The 18,839-nt window shown below is 38.6% G+C and carries 16 protein-coding genes; 1 reads left to right on the top strand and 15 read right to left on the bottom strand.

Going from position 1 to position 18,839, the window contains the following annotated elements:
* Positions 1-34 precede the first annotated feature (34 nt).
* The 4 genes from pelF to V6984_RS03900 are packed head-to-tail and all read right to left on the bottom strand — an operon-like array spanning position 35 to position 6,427.
* Entirely contained in the window at positions 35-1,486 is a 1,452-nt protein-coding gene (gene pelF, locus V6984_RS03915; RefSeq protein ID WP_342758502.1) for a GT4 family glycosyltransferase PelF, read from the bottom strand.
* A gap of 20 nt (positions 1,487-1,506) precedes the next feature.
* A complete protein-coding gene (locus V6984_RS03910; RefSeq protein WP_342758501.1) occupies positions 1,507-3,333 on the bottom strand; it encodes a DUF2194 domain-containing protein in 1,827 nt (608 codons plus the stop codon).
* Positions 3,330-4,253, bottom strand: coding sequence for a hypothetical protein (locus V6984_RS03905; RefSeq protein ID WP_342758500.1), 924 nt, complete (start codon positions 4,251-4,253; stop codon positions 3,330-3,332). Before V6984_RS03905 ends, V6984_RS03910 begins: the two co-directional genes overlap by 4 nt.
* On the bottom strand, positions 4,250-6,427 hold the full coding sequence (locus tag V6984_RS03900) for a sugar nucleotide-binding protein (protein WP_342758499.1): 2,178 nt from the start codon (positions 6,425-6,427) through the stop codon (positions 4,250-4,252). Before V6984_RS03900 ends, V6984_RS03905 begins: the two co-directional genes overlap by 4 nt.
* Positions 6,428-6,842: 415 nt before the next feature.
* On the opposite strand from V6984_RS03900, the gene V6984_RS03895 reads away from it, so the two are divergent.
* A complete protein-coding gene (locus V6984_RS03895; RefSeq protein WP_342758498.1) occupies positions 6,843-7,394 on the top strand; it encodes a hypothetical protein in 552 nt (183 codons plus the stop codon).
* 657 nt (positions 7,395-8,051) lie between these two features.
* Here V6984_RS03895 and V6984_RS03890 read toward each other — a convergent pair.
* The 11 genes from V6984_RS03890 to V6984_RS03840 form a co-directional block, all read right to left on the bottom strand.
* On the bottom strand, positions 8,052-8,414 hold the full coding sequence (locus V6984_RS03890; protein ID WP_342758497.1) for a molecular chaperone: 363 nt from the start codon (positions 8,412-8,414) through the stop codon (positions 8,052-8,054).
* Positions 8,415-8,437: 23 nt separating this feature from the next.
* Positions 8,438-9,529, bottom strand: coding sequence for an NAD-dependent epimerase/dehydratase family protein (locus V6984_RS03885; RefSeq protein ID WP_342758496.1), 1,092 nt, complete (start codon positions 9,527-9,529; stop codon positions 8,438-8,440).
* A 31-nt stretch (positions 9,530-9,560) separates the two neighbouring features.
* Positions 9,561-10,658 (bottom strand): DUF4422 domain-containing protein, encoded by a 1,098-nt coding sequence (locus V6984_RS03880; protein ID WP_342758495.1) that lies wholly within the window; start codon positions 10,656-10,658, stop codon positions 9,561-9,563.
* On the bottom strand, positions 10,648-11,739 hold the full coding sequence (locus tag V6984_RS03875; protein ID WP_342758494.1) for an FkbM family methyltransferase: 1,092 nt from the start codon (positions 11,737-11,739) through the stop codon (positions 10,648-10,650). Before V6984_RS03875 ends, V6984_RS03880 begins: the two co-directional genes overlap by 11 nt.
* Before the next feature lie 22 nt (positions 11,740-11,761).
* The gene (locus V6984_RS03870; protein WP_342758493.1) at positions 11,762-12,976 is read right to left on the bottom strand and encodes a glycosyltransferase; all 1,215 of its coding nucleotides are present in this window, start codon (positions 12,974-12,976) and stop codon (positions 11,762-11,764) included.
* 15 nt (positions 12,977-12,991) lie between these two features.
* The gene (locus tag V6984_RS03865) at positions 12,992-14,248 is read right to left on the bottom strand and encodes a glycosyltransferase (protein WP_342758492.1); all 1,257 of its coding nucleotides are present in this window, start codon (positions 14,246-14,248) and stop codon (positions 12,992-12,994) included.
* Between the two features lie 60 nt (positions 14,249-14,308).
* Positions 14,309-15,088: a glycosyltransferase gene (locus V6984_RS03860; protein WP_342758491.1), complete on the bottom strand. Its 780-nt coding sequence runs from the start codon at positions 15,086-15,088 to the stop codon at positions 14,309-14,311.
* Between the two features lie 106 nt (positions 15,089-15,194).
* Positions 15,195-15,671, bottom strand: coding sequence for a hypothetical protein (locus V6984_RS03855; protein ID WP_342758490.1), 477 nt, complete (start codon positions 15,669-15,671; stop codon positions 15,195-15,197).
* A 124-nt stretch (positions 15,672-15,795) separates the two neighbouring features.
* Complete coding sequence (locus tag V6984_RS03850; protein ID WP_342758489.1) at positions 15,796-16,671, bottom strand: alpha-1,2-fucosyltransferase; 876 nt, start codon at positions 16,669-16,671, stop codon at positions 15,796-15,798.
* Positions 16,668-17,864, bottom strand: a complete 1,197-nt coding sequence (locus V6984_RS03845) for a glycosyltransferase family 4 protein (RefSeq protein WP_342758488.1) — start codon at positions 17,862-17,864, stop codon at positions 16,668-16,670. The genes V6984_RS03850 and V6984_RS03845 overlap by 4 nt, the downstream gene beginning before the upstream one ends.
* A complete protein-coding gene (locus V6984_RS03840; RefSeq protein ID WP_342758487.1) occupies positions 17,861-18,838 on the bottom strand; it encodes a glycosyltransferase family 2 protein in 978 nt (325 codons plus the stop codon). Before V6984_RS03840 ends, V6984_RS03845 begins: the two co-directional genes overlap by 4 nt.
* Between the last annotated feature and the right edge of the window lies 1 nt (position 18,839).

Below are 18,839 nucleotides of genomic sequence, written 5' to 3'. Positions count from 1 at the left end.
CCTCCCTTTCCGTTGTAACCTATGAAGCTCCCCGCTATGGGTGAGGTACGAAGATCTCTTCCGTATATTCCGCCGAACCAAGCGTTCGGTATATCTTACGGTATGCTTCCTCCATATAGACACTTTTATATTTGTTCATCAGACGGTTATATCCATTCTCTCCCATCCGGCGAGCCATCTCGGGATGTTCGGCCAGCCTTAAGATCGCACGGGTAATTTCGGAAATATTCATAACGGGCACAACAATACCTGCCTCACCGAAAGAATCGTCTTCTCCGTAAACTAAGCCGTAGCAGTTACCTACGTTAGTGGCGATGCAAGGTTTCTTCGCCGCAAAACCCTCAAGAATCGTAAGCGGCTGGCCTTCGCTGATGCTGGTAAGAATCGTCATATCCATCCGTCCGATATAATCCGTCGTCTGAATACTTCCTGTAAATTCAATGTTTTCCGCCTGCAAAGCCTTTACCAGATCTTTGCAGTCCTGTGCGTATTCAGGATTCTCATCGTCAGGTCCCATAATCCAAAGCTTCAGCCGGGGTTCTTTCTCGTGTGCGTAATAAAACGCATTAATCATCGTCTTTACATCCTTAATTGGTGTCACACGAAGAATCGCACCCACATTGATATAAGGATCCTCCGGATCCTTCCCCGAAACTGCCGCAAACCGCTCCGCATCGATGCCGTTAGGCGTCACGATAGCCTTGCCTGCAGGACATCCCAGCTCTATCTGCAAAGTGCGCGCATGCTCGAAAAGTGCGGTCACCAAATCCGCATAGTGATAAGCACATTTGGACATCTTGCGAAACTGCTCGATCCAAATAGTCTTGTACACTCCCTGTACCCATTTTGCCTTAATAATCTCCTCTTCCCTCTCCCTCGTATAAATACCGTGTTCGCTGATGAGCAGCTTAGAATCAGGATACATGGAGAACGCCTTGCTGCCGATGATTCCGGCATAGCCCGTAGCCACGCAATGATAAATGTCAGCCTTGGGCGGCTTACATTTTAATGCGAAAAAAAGCGGCAGATAGATAGAGCGCAGCGTCCATAGAAAGTCCGAAAAGGTTATGTCTGAGAATTTCATGGAATAATATTCTTTCGTAATCTCAAGAAATTCCGGACTCATCAATATATGGTTAATGGAGATTTTCCTCTTATTAAACATAGAAAACACTCTCATCCAGTCTACATCCTCGCCGATTACCAGGCTGCGCAGAGCCTCGGCCTCCTCATCGCTTAGATGAAGCCGTTTCTTCCCCGCCTTATGATGTCCTATCCAGTCCACGTCCTGAAGATACACCTCGTGAATCTCCGTCAGATTATCCGGAAGCTTATAGGCGAATTTGCCGCTTACACTACGGTCGGCAACTATTGTAATCAATTTAAATTCTATATTCGGAAACAACCGAATGATGCTGTGTATCCAACTGGATACACCGCCGACAACATAAGGATAACACCCCTCCGCTATCATGCATACAATCATATCCAATCCTCCTGCCAGTCTTACTGCGGGTTACTGGGAACCGTCCTGTTATTTTCCGGCTTTTCCAGGACATTTTCCTCCGATAAACGAATCCTTATCTCCGGAGCCAAAGCCCTTATCAGGTAAGCCGTATCGGAAAGTTGCTCCACATCGGCATTCTCTGCAGATTGCACGCTGTTATTATAGGTACAGAGCACGAAGTAAGCCTCTTCTTCGAAATTCTTCATCCGAACCATTATGCCCTCTTCGTCCCGCTCATAAACATAATCAAGCGCCATAAAGCGTCTGATACGCTTTTCCATCTCATACAAGGATACCGTATCCAGCTTGGAAAAATCCTTGAAATACGTATCGCCCCTGGACCATTTCAGGCTTAGATTGTTCCATTCGTCCTCGTCGCTTTCAGGATAAAATACCCGTCCGATATCCACCTCCATGTTACACATTCCCAGAGCATTTTCTACACAAATCATGCGCAGGTCGTCCATTGTCTCATGCTGGTAACCATCCAGATTGAATTTCACAGAGAGAATGCCGCCGTCCAGAAAATCTATCAGGGAATCCCCTTCCTCATATCCCGACATAATCAGCCTTATATCCTTCAGATTCTCGTATTTCGAATTCTCTGTCATTTCCTCAGGCTTAAAGTCCGCCGCGTATAAAGCCGTAAAGCCGTATTCCGGCAGGTTTTTCTCCAAAAACTGCTGGTTATCCTTTTGTATCTCATTCAGGCCCGTATCCGACACATGGCCGAAGGACAATCCCATATCACCCGGAAGCTTGCTTATCTCCCGCAGGTAAAAATTAAGATAATCTGCGCGTTCCACTTCGTCCGACCCGTAATCCAATTTCGAAGAAGCAAAAAAGCTATAGGAACTGCCGTAATTTTTCAATATCTGGACAATGTTAGACCAAAGCAGATCTCTGGCTACCGCCTCGGAGCTGCGGCTGTATAACTTCTGCATCGTCTCATCGTTTTCGCCGGAAAAATACGGATAATTCAGCACCGAAATCGTCTGGGCATTTACTATGGGATAAAGAAATACGTCTCCCTCCTGTGCCATGAAGCCGGTAAGGATACCGAGCAGGGGCATTCCATCAAAGATATCGCTGTTCACCGAGAAAATGAAAGACTTCTCAGTGGTAGTCTTCCAAAGAAGAGGCGGCAAATCCTTATCCTCGATGCCAAGCTCCTTCTGGTTCTCCAGGACACCTACCGCATACACTTCATAACCCGACGTCAGTGAATAATACGGTACTTCAATCTGAGTGTCATCCTCCTCCCCGAAGTAATCACCTTCTTTATACACTCTCTCCTTATTCAGCATGAAATCAGAAAATATCTTGATTCCGTCCGCCTTCATTTCTCCCTCTACTCCCTCTTTGATGCCAAAAAAGGCGGCAAACCGCGAATCTCCAGCAATCTCATCATAAACCGGAAGCTTTGTAAAAATCATAGTCTTGCCCAGCTTCGCATAGGAGTATAGAATATCGCTGTTCTTAGCCGTCAGCTCATAATCTCCGAACAGCAGCAAATCATAGGCACCTATTTCCTCCTCCGGCACCCACGAGGTATAAAGCTGATAGGGATATTTATTATAAACACACCATTCCTCAAGAAGCCTGGAAACTGCATTTTCACCGTATGATGTGAGGATGGCAACACTCCGCTTCTGCTGCGCAGGAAAGACCTCTCTGTCCTCATAGCTGACCTCGGCCTTATCTTCAGCTCTGGTATTTTCCGATGTAGCCGACAGTACATTGGACGAAACACCTGCAAACATGAACATGACAAAGACCATAAACAACAATATGAAAATTACAAAATAATTTCCTTTTGAAATCATAAGCTCCTATCCTTCTGGTTACCGTACAATCGAAACAGATTCAGAATCTCTTCATCCACTGCCACATCACTATCGCCAAGCTCATCCAGACATTCGAAAAAAGCTGTCTGATTGCGCTGATTATAATATAAATGCAGTCTCGCCTTAAAAGTATCCAGCACATTAGGTCTGTACTGTCCGGCTCTGGATACCCACTTATCCGCCATATTATAGTCCTTAAGGCTAATAAACCAATCTGTCATCCAAAGATAATGAGTCGCACTCATATACCAAAGATTATGGGTAAAAAGATTCTCCGCAACATTATCCAGTGTGTAAATATAAGCTTCCTGCTCCATATTCGTCATAATCTTCATCTTCAGCACCTCATGGATATAGTCGAAGGTAAGCAGGTTCATCTCCACGTCCTCCGGAAGCTTCTGGGTATGCTCGATCATATTCTGAGCGGTGGAACGAAACTCCGACAACGCATCGAGAATAACTGATGCCGCATAATGGGAAGTCTCCGTATCCTTGCTGTTCATGGCTACCGCAATACTGGCCACAGTTCTCTTCGCATCGTTTCTAAGCGCATCCAGAATCAGGCGGCGAAGGCTTAAAGTATCCGAAACCGCCATGGCATCCTGAATAGGAACATAATTCATCTCCGTCTCCAGATCCGGAGGCAGAACAAGCTTCTCTCTCTCCTGACTGAAGCTTACATCGCTCATATCCACGTTCTTCCTGCGATTCAAAAAACTAATAAAACGGCTGAGCAGCAGATACAATAGTCCGAAGAAAGGAACGATAAAAATGAACCATGCGATTAAGAATCCTGTGCTGCGCCTGCCCTTTTTCTGGAAGCAGGCCCAGAAGAATATACCTAATGCCACGAGTACATTTCCTATGCAAATTGCCATAACCGGTCCAATCCCTGTCATATTTTCTGCTCCTGATAAGTAACGATCCCATTCTCTTCCAGGCGTGCCTTTACATATGCCGCCTCGTTCTTATTCGTATTGGTCAGAAGCACCGCTATACCGCCTCCCGCTACCACTCCTGCATAATCCGTGTCGCGCAGCAGCAAACGAATCTTACTGCTTAGCTCCGTAAGCGGCATGCCTTTTGATTGAATATAGAGAACGCTGGACTGCGCATACCCCTTCTCTCCCGCATTCCGATAGATATCTAACATCGACTCGAATGCCTCCGCCTGAAGGATACCCGTTCCGGGAAGAAATCTGCGGTATGCCAGCGCATCCATATAATCTGCATCGCGGACTACCATGGAATATACGAGGGCACCCACCACCGTCAGAAGGTTCGCCTGATACAAAGTCATCTGCTCATAGGGAATATTCCAGAGCAGCACAACGATTCTCATAATGCCTTTATCGTCAAAAAGTGCGCTTCCCATCATAGGAAGCTCGGTGTCTAACGACCGGTTGATATAAACCTGTTTCCTCATCATCACGTCAAACATTGCCCCATAGTCGGCTATTGCCAACGATTTGCCCAGGGAACGGGCCTTCTCGCTGGAAGCCGAGGCCAGGCGGCAATAGTTCTCGTTGGAAACGAGATAAATCGAAACGTCTCTCGTTTCCATGATCTCGGATAGAGTATCGAGAGCAGAAAACAGCACCTCTCCCGTCTTGGCCCGTTCGAGCCTTGAGGTGATTTCGTAAATACGTCCGACACCTTCCGCACTGCTGATCAATTTTTCCGCAAAATAATTCTTGATCCTCGTATTGCTGGAATTGATTACAGTAATATCGCTCAGCCTGTCCGAGAGGAAGTCGATCCGCTCGTTCTTGTCCTCCTCTGTCTCGCGGAACTTATCCTTCAAATGTCCCACTGTCAGGCCCACAATAAAAATCTGTGCAGTCCATATGTAAGTATTGATATCTATTAATAAGGAAAATCCAGAAGTCGTATACATCTGCCCGAAGCAGTAGCCGATTACGCTGAGCAAGGCGGAGAAAATTGCCTGCTGCCTGCCGTGTACCACCGCAAAAAGAAGTACATATAACAAGTAGAAATTAATCTGTCCCAAATAAGAGCCGCCCTCTGCTTGGATGTTCAAAAAATAAACCGGAAAGAAAAAGATTACGGTCTCCAAAAACGGAACCGCCTTTTTCAGCAGACGGAGCATCCGGTCCTGAAACCTCTTGCCCTCATATTGTTCGTCATTATGTAAAAAAAGATTCTTATGGCGCTTCATGTGAGCGATAATCATAGGAATCATTTCTTCGTACCCGTTCCTCACCTGAAAGGGGAATTCCGAGCAAAATCTTTCGTTGGATAAAATAACCCGCTGGCGCAGACCTACAGTGCGGTCCACGATTTCCACAGGATGAGAATATTTTTCCCGGATGATCTCAGCAACCTCGTCTTCGGTTACTTCCTCCATGGAAGAAACATGGTAAAGTCTGTGCTTTCTTTCCGGCGCATCGATCAAAAGATACACCGCTTCCACGCCGTCCTTCACATACAGCGCAGACAGCACCCGCTTCGCGTTCACAGACAGTCTGCCTGATACTAACGCCTTCATGCACATTCTGGAATAAATATCGGTGCAAGACTCTCGGTTCACAGGAATCCCATACATACGGGCAATGCGCAGGATCGTCACTTCCATCTGCGTCGTCGCATTAAAGTGCATCGCCAGGTTCTCTCCCTGGGAAATCGTCATCCCCTGAAAGCTATTAGGTGAAACCGGCATCTCCTCCCTGATATCCACCGCATATTCATCCTCATACACCCTGTCTGAGGACACATAAACGAAATGCCGCACTCCAAAGGCCACTGCGGACATAAGAAGATTGCTCAGTCCAGCAATGTAGTTCAGCGATTCCTCCTGCACGTGCTCGTCCTCCCACCGATAAAGCGGGTCATAAGCCCCTGTGAACAAAATCGCATCCGGACGACAGCTCGTTATGACCTCTTCCACGCTGCCGCTGTCATAAGCGAAGGTATACTGCTCAAATACATGTGCAGGCTTTACAAGCCTCCGGCTATTCGTCAGCGTGTAGATTTGCCATTTCTCTTTATAGAATTTGTTGATCAATTCCTCCGTAAAGGTACCGTAACCGCCTACGATCAATATGCTGCTCATACTATAATCTTTTCTCCCGCTTTTGATAAAAACGAATTGAATCTTGAATATAACTATAATACATCGCATGTATGGATTCAAGTAAAAATCCCAAATTTAGTATATAAAAATACGCTCTTCGCGCATGCTCCGGCTCGAAAAATGTCAAAATCCGGATGACATTGACAACACAATCTGCTTAGGCTAATATTATGATATTAGGGTCAAAATATCTATTGACCCTAGGGCGTGTCTGAAAACTGATTGTGTTGGCTGAATGTTCTTCTTTGTGGGAGGCAAGGAATGATTGGGAGGTGTCGTGGATACGTTCCCAAGAATTATGACACAATATACCGCAAAATGGGAAGTTTAGAACGGTGCAATGAGTTTTCAGACACGCCCTGGATAAAACCCTAAAATAAAGGAATGAATAATCATGAAAAAAAGCTTATTTGGCTATAACGTATCTCAGACCGATATAACTCTGAATGCTCTTCGCGAAGAAAACGAAAGTTTAAACGCTGCCATTATCGATCTGAAAACTCGAATAAAAAATATCGCGTCTGAAGAAAATGTTAAAGTAAGTCTTTTGGAAAATAAGATTATTAAGAATAACGAAGCTTTGCAAAATGCAGCCAATGAGAAAAGGGAGCTTTTGTCGCAAATCGCGATGCTTTCCGAGGAAATGGGGAAACTTCGAAACGAGAGTGAGGCGATGCGGATAGAAATAGAAGCTGTTGCAGCAAAAGCCTCGGCAGCGGCTGTTGAATCTTCCTCACAAATACGCACAATGGCGCATGTACAAACATCTGCTGCAGCTTCTCACAAGCCATTGCAGCGTCGGAAACACAAGACATCTCCGAGGCCAGCTTCTAAAGAACAGCACGTCACATCCGTATTGAAAAGTATCGGCGGAATACGCAAAAAAATAACCCGGGGTAATCAAGAGCTTGCAAGAAGCATTAAGGAAACTCCGGGGAAAAAATAGTGGAATTTCCATTAATGCTTAACTTATATTACCATCGTTTGACGAGGTCACACACGGTCGGATAAGGACAAATTTTTGTTTCTACTGCGTTACTTTTGTTCCGCGTACGTCCAGTACGCGTTAGTCAAGTGCCTTGCAGAAACGAAAATTTGTCTCTTTCCGACTCTTCGACCCTGACCATATAAATTTTCCTAATTTTCAAGGCGGACGATTGAGGCGTACTGGACGTACGCCGATTGAGGACAACGCAGAAAATCAGGGAAATTTCATGGCTCAGGGCGTGTAAGACCTTGTCAAACGATGGTAGGGTACACTAGAACAAAGGTGTGCAGCCATATTTATGTAATAGGAACATTTTCCTATTATATAAAAAATTCCGCAGGAAACTTTTCATTTCCTACGGAACTTATAATTAGCTTATACAAAACATACAATCCGATACTAATCCTATATAAACATCCCCTTTTACACATCACAGCTTAGTATCGAAAAATATACTTCACATATAAGCAAATTACCATTTATTACCTTCCCATGATAGTAAGTATACTACACATTTCCTAAAAAGTAAATAGATTTTTTATTTTTTTTATCATTTTTTCACATTTTTTCTTTAAAAATATAAATTTCAAATAAAATGCTTTCAATAAGAATTCTTTACAGCACTTCATCAATCGCTTTCGAAAAATTATTCAGAAATACAATGATATCTTTTTCTAAAACTTCCGCTACTTTTCTATTATTCTTGCTCTGCATCGCTTCATTGAACCTCAAAATACTTTCGTTTACTTCCGTCTTCACAATGCGGATCTTACCTTCATTAATTAAGTCCGATGTTCTATTATAAATCTGTATCGTCCAGTTAAAGCCATTCAGGCATTGCTTCAGGAAATCATCGGTGTCTTCCTTCCTATCGCCTCTCAGTTCAGGTACAAGGCTTTCCATTCCTGCAATCAACTTTACCAGATAATCCTTCGCTACTTGTAATGCTTCTTTTTGTTCTTCTCGTAATTGTCCCATGTTTTTTATCCTTTCTTGTTCATTTAAAGGTTTAAGATACTTCTGCTATATTTTAAAGAAATTGAGCTCAAAGTCGTTGTCAAACCCTCGTTGAAACCGGTATCTGCGCTCCAGCCCAGCTTTTCCAGCTTCCCGGCATCCAGCAAAGCCTTTGTTGCAGAGGAATAGCCCTGACGCTCCTGCTCATCAGGCAAATCAAAGATTACTCTCGTGTGAGCCTCATCTGCTAATATACCGGCTAAATCTTTCAAAGTTATCTCCGAATCCATATCGGATACATTATAAGCCTCTCCATCTTTTCCCTTGCAGAGAATATGTAATATAGCGGATACCGCATCCACTACGTAGGTATAGGAATAAAGTTGATTTCCTCCGCTCTTTAATACAATATCTTCACCTGCAGCTGCTTTTTTAATAAACTGGCTGATTGCTTTTGTATCGGACATACGCATAGTTGGTCCATAAAGCCGGCTTAAACGGGGGATTACAATATCAAGCCCGTAATGCTTACGGTATGCCTGGCACAATGCTTCTCCTACTCTCTTCCCTTCAGGGTACCCTGCACGCAAGGTATTGCAGTCCAGATAACCGCAATAATCTTCCGCAAAGCGCTCCGCATCTCCTCTATTTTCTCCGTATATCTCTACAGAAGACAGAAATACCATTCGCTTTACTTTTTTTTCCGCCGCAAAGTCTAACAGATTCTTGAGCCCAAGCACGTTGGTCTGTATCGTACCGATTGGATCTGACGCATAAGCTAGCGGATGTGTATTGCTGGCAGCATGAATAATGTAATCTATCTTGCCAGTCTGAGGCATGGATTGATTAACATCTCCAACCACACATACCAAATTCGCCTTATCTGCATAACGGTCAAAAGTTTCCTGCATATGCCTGCCATTTCTCGCAATGGCAACGATACCGATATTCGCATGCTTAAGAGTGTCATATTCCTGCAGGAGGTCTATCATACAGGTGCCGACCATTCCAGTAGCTCCTGTAATTAAAATGGACTTATTTTCTAATTCCTCTAAAAAGTCACATCTCTCAATCACCTTATGCAATTGTGCTATATACAATTTATTGTCATTCATATCATATCTTCTTTTCATCATTTCACTTTTCAATGTTATCTCTTATATTTTGCTATATGAGTATTGTTCTTCCTATATGAATCACCTTCAAATCCGTTCTCTTTTTCATAAAGTAATAAGATAAAAGAACTTCTCCCCAATATCCCTGCTGTCTTTTTTCGATTACTATCTGTTTCTCAATGCACCGCTGCTCTACTTCAAAAATTATATTAAACAGCCATTCACAGTAATCATCAAGGACTTTCTTTTTAGCTATCAGCATATTAAAATTATAAATATACCGGTCTTCCAGCAACGCTTCATAAGACTGCATCTCTTGTACGGAACACTCCGCCAATACTTCACGGATTATCTGGCGAACGGCACAGCTTATATATCGCTTCTCATGTACGGCAGCATTCGGATACTGAATAGAAGGGTACGGCAGAATCACATCACCCCCGCTATCTAACATCTGAGGCAGTTCTTTATCGCGAAAAACAAACCAACGCCGATAATGGCACAGACCTGCATAATCGTTTCCCGTATTTTTCCAAATCCAATAGAGGGCCGTCAGCTCACAGTAGTAAGGATTTCTGTCAGAAATATTATTTCCGGTATCATCTGCGATATCCGCAATTCTTATATCCGATAAGGCTTTTCCCGCTTGAATGGGATACATAAATCCAGATATTTCATAGCTCCTTTTTAACGATTTGTCCCAGGGACCGCAAGCCATATAGATTTTACATTCTGATGAAGCATCCTGATGTTGAGCAATTTTTTTCGAAGAATCCCAAACAGGAAAACGTGCCTCTAAACTATAGTAATCATAAAGGAGCATATTTTCCACTTCAGATGTAATACATCGATATGCTATATCAGCCCTCCGGCATTTTTCCTCAATTTCTTCCTGCAAAGGCTCCGGGATGGCTATCAGAAGCATCTCATTATCCTTTTTGATTCTGCTATAATCATCCCACGACACAACCGGCCGCTCCATAACCATCTGAGGGTTAATCTCTGTATCGGAAACTACAAAGCAAAAAGGAAGTACACCTCTCATTACAAAAAGAATCTCGGCTACGCTCGAAGCAACCATACCTGCTCCAAATATTGAAAATCGCTCTATTCCATTTGCTATTAAAATATCATCAATATTATTCTTCATTCCCTATACCATCTGTTTCTTCATTATCAATCACTGCATATAACACCGTATCAAAATGGTATGGAATATAATGTCTAATGTACAATTTATACTCCGGTACTAAGTTCTTAATCAATCGTGGTATTTCAACTATATCTTCCGGTTTATGATACAGACAAATAGCCAACCTGGGTTTATCTCTTTGTATAGTCTTAACTGCGCCCTTTAATGCTTCCAATTCCGATCCTTCTATATCCATCTTAATAAATGTCACATTCTCCTTTACCGCTTCATCTATACTTGTTACTGAAACACTCGCAGTCCCTTCCTCTGCGATCCTGGAGCCAACACTATGTTCTTCATAAAAATGTAAAATGGTCCGCTCGCTCCATAATCCGGCATTCAAAATTTCAAATTCGGATTTTAAATTTTTCTCAAAATTCTCCCTGCATTTTTTTATATTCTTCGAGTCCGGCTCGAAAGCATATATTTTCTTTACGTTCCCTTTACACCAATTGGCAAATTCTATTGAGTTACTCCCGTCAAAAGCGCCTCCGTCAACAAAGACTTCCTCTTTCAAAGGGTGTATAATCTCATCGTCAAAATACATCTTTCTTTCACTATATGATAGTCGAATAATCTGTTCATCATCAAATGACTCTTGATGTAATTGCTCTAAAATCTCTCGTTCATATAAATCGGTAGCTATCAAAATATGTGCATCCCTATGTTTTGAAAATAATTCTTCCGCTGATAGAATTATCTTACCATACATCGTGCCCCCTGCTTTATTACCATCATTATCGCAATAAGCATAAAATTCCAGACCACATTGGCATAAAACGTTCCTTAGCGCATGTCCCCAGACCCCTGTTCCAAAAAGCACTATTTTTTTATCTCTAAACAATCCCGGTTCTGCCAATACGTCTAACAGATTATAGTAATCTTTATCTTTCTCTCGATAATACATTAGCATATTTTTTATATATGACCAGTTTCCTGTCATACTATAAAGCAGCCTTTGACTAAAAATCATCTTTGACTCTTCATCTGCCAGAGCGTCATATAATTCTTTTAGTTGTTCATACATACCTAACCCCATTCGTTTATCCGATATCTCCCAGTCAATTCATCAACTTAAGCAATATGGCATCTTCATCTTTTTCTGTTATTGTTATCCATACAAGCTGCTCTTCCAAGAAACCTTTTCCATGCAAAAAATCTTTAATATTTTTCACTGCTGTCTCACTGAAGACTGCTATAATAACCTTTACGCCCTCATCGGGCCGGACCATATCTATCTGCTTAACGGGCAATCCCAAATTCTGATAAGAATGAGCATCTCTGTCTACCCATAAGGTCACCTTCAACAGATTATTTGCCGATGCATATTCGTAGACAGCTCTACCAAAAGCACCTGCACCATAAAGAATAATCGAATCCCCCTTTTTCACTCCTTTAAAAGGGTATAGTACATTGTCAGCTCCATAATTGGCATACCTCTCATAAGTTCTAACCAAAAGATTATTTATTATGTAACGCCTCAACGATTTCTCCAATAATGGCATTACATTGCACTCATTTAATTTCGACTTTAAATATTTATAAAGCTGACACGTACCTATGTATTCTTTATTTCCCTGCTCTTTTTTCCATATCATAGAGCCTTTTCTTATACAGTAATGATAATGATATCCACTTGTTACTGCAATGCAGTTCGAATCTGTCATCATTGGATACAGCGCAGCGCCATCCTCACCAATTCTAATTTCTTCATCTACTGTTAACATATGTTTTAATGCTAATTCTCTACGAATTAACTTATTCCATAAATAGGGCTGTATTCCCAGGTTAAAATAGTCTTCGCAATTCATCATATTGGTAAGCAGATATATTCTTTCTTTATCTCCTCTATATATACCATCAGGCAACATATTTTTCACATATTGCCTGCTTCCATTTCTATCCTCTATTACCCCTTCGGCCACAATATCCGCATTATGTAAAACAGCCATCCTGTAAAGCTCATAAAACATCTCTTTCTCTATCCAGTCATCGCTGTCTACAAAACCGATATATGTACCCGTCGCAATTTGTACACCTGTTTTTCTGGCTTTGACCAATCCCTCATTTTTTTTATGAAATACTCTAATTCTCGTATCTCTGCCAGCATAATAATCACAGATTCTTCCTGAAGAATCTGTAGAACCATCATCAACCAAAATGATTTCAATCTGGTTGAGATCTTGATTAATAATACTTGTAATACATTGCTCCAGGTATTTCTCAGAATTGTAAATTGGCACAATAATACTTATGTAAACTCTTTGTTTATCCATTATCCTTCATTCCCATTATGACAAGCCTCCTGCCAGTTTACCCAAAAAAACATCATCTAACAATTCGAAATGTGACAAACCTTTTTCTAGTAATTTTTTTTCTATTTCTCTATAATAGCCTCCGCTTGTCGCCACTAAAATAAGATTCTTACGATCATAATCATCAGGCAGATCATTGATCTCCACAATATCCAGATTTTCCAATTTCTTTTCATTATTTCTCTTTGAAGAGACTATAATGAATCCTACTTTCTCTAAAATATTAAGATTTCTTAAATAATTTATAAATGCTTTTGCATAATTACCTGCACCATATATTACTATTTTATCATTCTTTAATATTAAGTTTTGTATATAACTTTCATAATTATTATATTCATTATCAATTATTGTTAATATTTTTTTTAATGGGCTTATTATATAGTTATCATCATAATGCTTTTTTACAATTGTGTTAACTTTGATTAATAATTCCAAAATTTCCATATTTTCCAAACTAACCCCGTGTAGGATAATATGGCCATATTCATATTCTAAACGTTGAAGCGTTTTATCAAATAATAATTCTAAGTTATGATTTTCCGCAAATTCCAGATTGTCCAGCAAGCCAAGCAGTAAATGTTTGATTTTTTTATTATTCATTTTTAGAATTATATTGGACTTTCTATAACAGCATAAATCAGTGTCTGCAATCATAAATTGCTCCGCATAAAATAACGCTTTTGCAAAAAAAGGAGGATCTTGGTATCGTCTGTATAAAGGGAAAAATACTCCATTATTGACTAATACTTCTTTAGAAAACAGAAAACTGCAATAACCATAATCCATTTGAAAATCCAAATAACTATAAATTTCATCTGATGGTTCTATTCGATAGAAGTATTCATCCGACACTTTTCCATTTTCTAATTTTTTACTCTTACTACCGCAAGCCTTTAGTCCGTATTTGTCACAGATAGAATACATTTTTTCAATTCCATCTTTATCAATCCAAAAATCATCGGAATCCAAAAAGATCAAAAATCTTCCTTGTGATTTATTTATACCAAGATTACGGGCTTCGCCTGCACCTTTGTTCTCTTGATGATAAACTTTTATTCTGCTATCCTCTCTGCTATATTTACATAAGATATCGTATGATGAATCAGCGGAACCATCATCAACACAAATAATCTCTATATCTTTCAATGTCTGATCAAGAACACTTTCTAAACACTGTACAATATATTTTTCATCATTATATACCGGAATAATAACAGATACCTTTACCATAATTAAAACCTTTCTTTTTTCCTTTGTTTATTTGATATCTACCATTTTAACCGTTTTCCCTCAGAAAATTTCTTTCTTAAATAATTTAAAGCTTTCCCAAACTATGTACTTATATGATTTTAAAGTAAGCTTTTCCCTGATAGAATTCCTATTACTATATAATATCCTAGAAGATTGCCCTGCTTTATGAATTAAATATGTATTATCTATTTCTTTTTCTTTTATCCCAACCTTCTTACATGCTAAAAAAAGTAATATTTCCTCCCCATATAAAAAAGTTCTGTCATAAAGTCCTGCATAATAATTAAAAAATTCCGGTGTTAATAGAAGCACGCAACCATGCAATATCCTAATTGGTTTAAAACTCTTCAATTTTCTTTGAAAACATTTCTCAGCTTCATCCCACCCACTTTTCGCTGCCCAAAGACTTAAATAACGATATAATGTGCCGGGGAAATCAAAATATTCATAATAGTTACTTTGTTCTTTCCCGTTTAATAAATATATTTTACTTCCAATAACTCCTATTCCCCGCTCATCTGCATCTATCATCTTTTTTAAATAAAGTTTATCACATAAAACCGTATCACTATTTAATAAAAGAACATATTCCGCATTATAACGCCTTCTCGCATAAGAAATTCCGACATTATTTCCTTTTGCAAATCCGTAGTTTTTATTAGTATGGACTATTGTAATCAAACTATTATATCTATATTTTTTGTTAAGATGCATAAAAGATTCATTATCCGACCCATTATCCACAACTATTATATGAAAATTGCATTCTCTTTGTCCTAACACACTGTCCACACATTGGATTGTTTCAGCAAAATTCATATAATTCAAAATCACTATACATATTTCTTTCATCAACATAAATCCTCTGACATAAAACCTAGGGTATAAATTTTATGTGTATTCTTCTTGAGTTATCGCTTTCTTGTTATACATCGTACAATATATCTTCCAGAGAAATAATAGGACAATCTATTTTCTTTGATAGTACCTCTTCTATTTCATTGAAGAAAAATATAGGAGTTACTACAATTACATCTACATCCTCTAAATCTTCATCTACACTTATCACTTCTATGTCCGAATAAATGACATCTGCCTTTTTATCAATGCCATACTTTATAGTAACATCACTACCTTCCAGTTCTCTTAAAAGGCGTTCTCCTGCATAACTCATGCCATAAATAGCAATCGTTTTATAACCGTTCTTATTAAAATAATCTTTTAAATTTTTCCCTTCTTGCTTTACTAAAACCCACTGGTTCATTAACAAAAATAAAGCCAAATGTTTGTCCGACATTTCTTGTGCCTTTTTTGTAGCTTTACTGCAAAATCTTTCCGTTGCTACGGCACTTGTTATCGCACTAATTAATACTAAAAATATTGATGATATTATTTTTTTCATAGTTCTACCTACCTTGTCGTTTCATTATTATATTCTGTTGATAAAAATCCGCTTTTAATAGCGTATTTAAATCTCATAGACAGCATCCTCTATAGATACAATCGGACGCTTTACCTTCTTGCTCTTATCTAATTGTCTTCCAATCAGGTAACAATATATTTTTTTGATTAGTAAACCATGCTTCTGGCTTTGGTGCAACGACTATTTTATTTTCATTCCTGTTAAGCCACGCCCCCCACCAGCTAAAAGTACTATTTGCAATAATACAATGCTTACACTTACTCATCAGCACTAATTCTTCAAAATCGCAGTATTGACCCTCTTCATTCAAAAAAATAACTCTTCCTTCAATTTTCAGATGCTCTTTTACCCATTTGATATCATCTGAAAAAACTAGATATATTGGATTCACTACCTTTTGCTCTATATATTCAACGGATTTTTTATAATAATTTAAGCTTAAAAAATGTCCGTTTTTGTAATCCCCTCTCCTAAAATGTACAGCTACAGTATTATTATTGACTAAAACTTCATTTAAGAAAGATGAAATATTCAGTTCATTTTTTAAGCTAAATTCTTCCAATAATATTTCCCGAATATCGCTAAAATACTTTTCATTTTGGAACCATCCTTTTATGTACCATTCACCTCTAAGATACTGCAGTTCTTCTTTATAATTTGTTACATCATCTATAGACTCCGCATAGTATTTTTTTTTGCCTATTCTATAGCGAGCAAGCTGATATCTTGCCGCATCAACAGAATTCTCTTGCTTTAAAAAATTCCAAGTCACCAGTTCACTTTTACTGCACAATGGTAAACTTGTTTGAAATTGATTTAATAGAAATTTTCTTTTAGTTCTATTTTTCCTGGCTAAATTATCAAATTGATTAGTATAATCCAATATTACTCTTTGTCCCGTTTTCAATTGAAGAGATTTAGCAAAAGCATATTGAAATATTTGATTTCCCAATCCCTCATATATTTTTACTACAATCATAATATCCTCTTACTTTTTCTAAATGCTATTATAATCTCTTCGTAATATTTTTCTAATTGCTTAGCTAATCGTTTGGCTTCAAACCTCTCCAACTCCTTTATCGCATTTTCCTTCATCCTTTTCCTTTCATCTTCTTTCATCTCCATAACATTGGACATACATGTTAATAGTTGCCTTTCATTATCGATTTCAATCAATAAACCGCTTATTTGATTTCTAATAATTTCATCCAAACTGGATTTCCTGGTACCTATTACTATTCCATTTAAATATAATGCTTCTAAGCAGGAATTGGGTAAGTTGTCCATTATTGAGGGCATAACCACACCTATACTTTTTCTTATTATAGGATATAATTGTTTATGCTCTAGTTGCCCTAAATATATGATTCTATCATTATACTCTTTTGCCATCCGCTTTACCAATTTCAAGGAATTAAACCCATTTATACCGTACGCAACATTTCCTGCGAAAACAAAATAGCAGTCCGGATATTTCTGCAAAAATTTATAAATACATTTTGCAATAGTAACCACTCCTTTATCCTTTGATATTCTACCAAAAAAAAGAAAATACTTTTTTTCTTCAAGTTTTCTTTCCCATACACTTTGATCTTCTTCATCTTCCGAAAGATCAATAACAAATGGTGTTCTTATTACAGATACCTTTCTATTTACATCTACGGAAAATACTTGTGCTGTAACTTTACTTGGAGCAAAAATCCCATCAAAATTTCTAGCCGCCATTCTTTCCGACCAAGACATAATATCAAGTTCCTGTTTCGAATATTCCGTACTCAGCTGAACTCTAGAATATGTTGATATCCTCAAAACAGAAGGCATCTTTCTATTATATAATATTCCTACACCAAACCAACCCGCATATTGCACTAAATCAATTTTTCTTATTTGATTCATTGATTTTAAAGCATTATTAAACGATATATCTCTTTTCATGGGATTCAAAATATATTTTACAAATCTATTCTCAGAACATATTGGCGTATAACAAATTGTATGAACTTCAATCCCCTGATAATTCCACACCCTATCTTTATGCCCTGTGGTTAATATATTAATATTATGTCCTCTTTCTTGCATTAGGACTCCTATTTTATATATATATCTAGGCATCCCTCCCAAAATATCTTCATTTTTCTGGGCAAATAGCCCGGTAACGTATACAATATTCATTCCATTATGCCTCCAGAGAAATGAAATAACTTTCGCAATAGAAGATGTAATAATTCTTTCTTGATAGCACCTTCAATAAACTGGTTATTTAATATTCGAATGCTCATTCTCCTAACCACTTTATATAAACGCCGGGATTGCTCGGAAAATTTATCTTTATTGCTACTGTTCTCAATATTCCTTATAGTAATAATTATATTCTTTATATACATCGCTTCCGCTTGTTTCAATAATCTCGGAAAATGATAATTTACATCTGATAAAATATCTCTTGAAAATAATACAAAATCTATTCTGCGCTTGGAAAATTCACTTCTTGAAATACTATTTTGTCTTTGATAATTAAAGTATTTTGCTTGTCCTATATTTATAATAAAACGACTTCTTTTTAATACCGAATATACAAATGGTAAATCTTCACTTGTTTTTTTTATCGGAAAAATAATCCCTTCCAATATCTCTCTGCGAAATAATTTGTCACAAACGGAAAAGCTTAATGCCTTTAATTGAAGTGCTTCTTCTAGAGCCTCTTCCCTTGTCATTTTTCTTATCCCTGATGTTGCATATACCACTCGCTTCTTTTTATAACTTTCAGGATAAACAATAACCCTTCCACAAGTAACAATATCTATACCCTGTTTCATATAGCTAATGAGTGATTCATACATGTCCTCGCTAATGTAATCATCGCTATCCACAAAACCAATATATTCTCCTTCTACATACTGTAATCCCATATTCCTGGCACTGGAGGGTCCTCCATTCTTCTTATGAAATACCTTAATTCGTTTATCAATTATGGCAAGTTCATCGCATATTTCTGAACTGCCATCGTCAGAGCCATCATCAATAATAATTACTTCAATTTTGGTATGTGTCTGGTTCAGTATTGAAATAATACATTTCTCTAAATAATCTTTAACATTATAGACTGGAATAATAATACTAATTAGCTTATCCTGATTTTCATGCATA

It is taken from the genome of Kineothrix sp. IPX-CK, assembly GCF_039134705.1.
Classification (GTDB): Bacteria; Bacillota; Clostridia; order Lachnospirales; family Lachnospiraceae; genus Kineothrix; species Kineothrix sedimenti.
Note: the sequence above shows the minus strand (reverse complement) of the source record. Positions and strands in the feature narration are given on the sequence as shown.

Coding starts and splice junctions, on each gene's coding strand:
- V6984_RS03910 (WP_342758501.1), bottom strand. CDS start 3,333: ATGATTTCAAAAGGAAATTATTTTGTAATTTTCATATTGTTGTTTATG.
- V6984_RS03860 (WP_342758491.1), bottom strand. CDS start 15,088: ATGAATTTTGCTGAAACAATCCAATGTGTGGACAGTGTGTTAGGACAA.
- V6984_RS03870 (WP_342758493.1), bottom strand. CDS start 12,976: ATGGATAAACAAAGAGTTTACATAAGTATTATTGTGCCAATTTACAAT.
- pelF (WP_342758502.1), bottom strand. CDS start 1,486: ATGATTGTATGCATGATAGCGGAGGGGTGTTATCCTTATGTTGTCGGC.
- V6984_RS03900 (WP_342758499.1), bottom strand. CDS start 6,427: ATGAGCAGCATATTGATCGTAGGCGGTTACGGTACCTTTACGGAGGAA.
- V6984_RS03890 (WP_342758497.1), bottom strand. CDS start 8,414: ATGGGACAATTACGAGAAGAACAAAAAGAAGCATTACAAGTAGCGAAG.
- V6984_RS03875 (WP_342758494.1), bottom strand. CDS start 11,739: ATGGGGTTAGGTATGTATGAACAACTAAAAGAATTATATGACGCTCTG.
- V6984_RS03840 (WP_342758487.1), bottom strand. CDS start 18,838: ATGCATGAAAATCAGGATAAGCTAATTAGTATTATTATTCCAGTCTAT.
- V6984_RS03880 (WP_342758495.1), bottom strand. CDS start 10,658: ATGAAGAATAATATTGATGATATTTTAATAGCAAATGGAATAGAGCGA.
- V6984_RS03850 (WP_342758489.1), bottom strand. CDS start 16,671: ATGATTGTAGTAAAAATATATGAGGGATTGGGAAATCAAATATTTCAA.
- V6984_RS03855 (WP_342758490.1), bottom strand. CDS start 15,671: ATGAAAAAAATAATATCATCAATATTTTTAGTATTAATTAGTGCGATA.
- V6984_RS03905 (WP_342758500.1), bottom strand. CDS start 4,253: ATGACAGGGATTGGACCGGTTATGGCAATTTGCATAGGAAATGTACTC.
- V6984_RS03865 (WP_342758492.1), bottom strand. CDS start 14,248: ATGGTAAAGGTATCTGTTATTATTCCGGTATATAATGATGAAAAATAT.
- V6984_RS03895 (WP_342758498.1), top strand. CDS start 6,843: ATGAAAAAAAGCTTATTTGGCTATAACGTATCTCAGACCGATATAACT.
- V6984_RS03845 (WP_342758488.1), bottom strand. CDS start 17,864: ATGAATATTGTATACGTTACCGGGCTATTTGCCCAGAAAAATGAAGAT.
- V6984_RS03885 (WP_342758496.1), bottom strand. CDS start 9,529: ATGATGAAAAGAAGATATGATATGAATGACAATAAATTGTATATAGCA.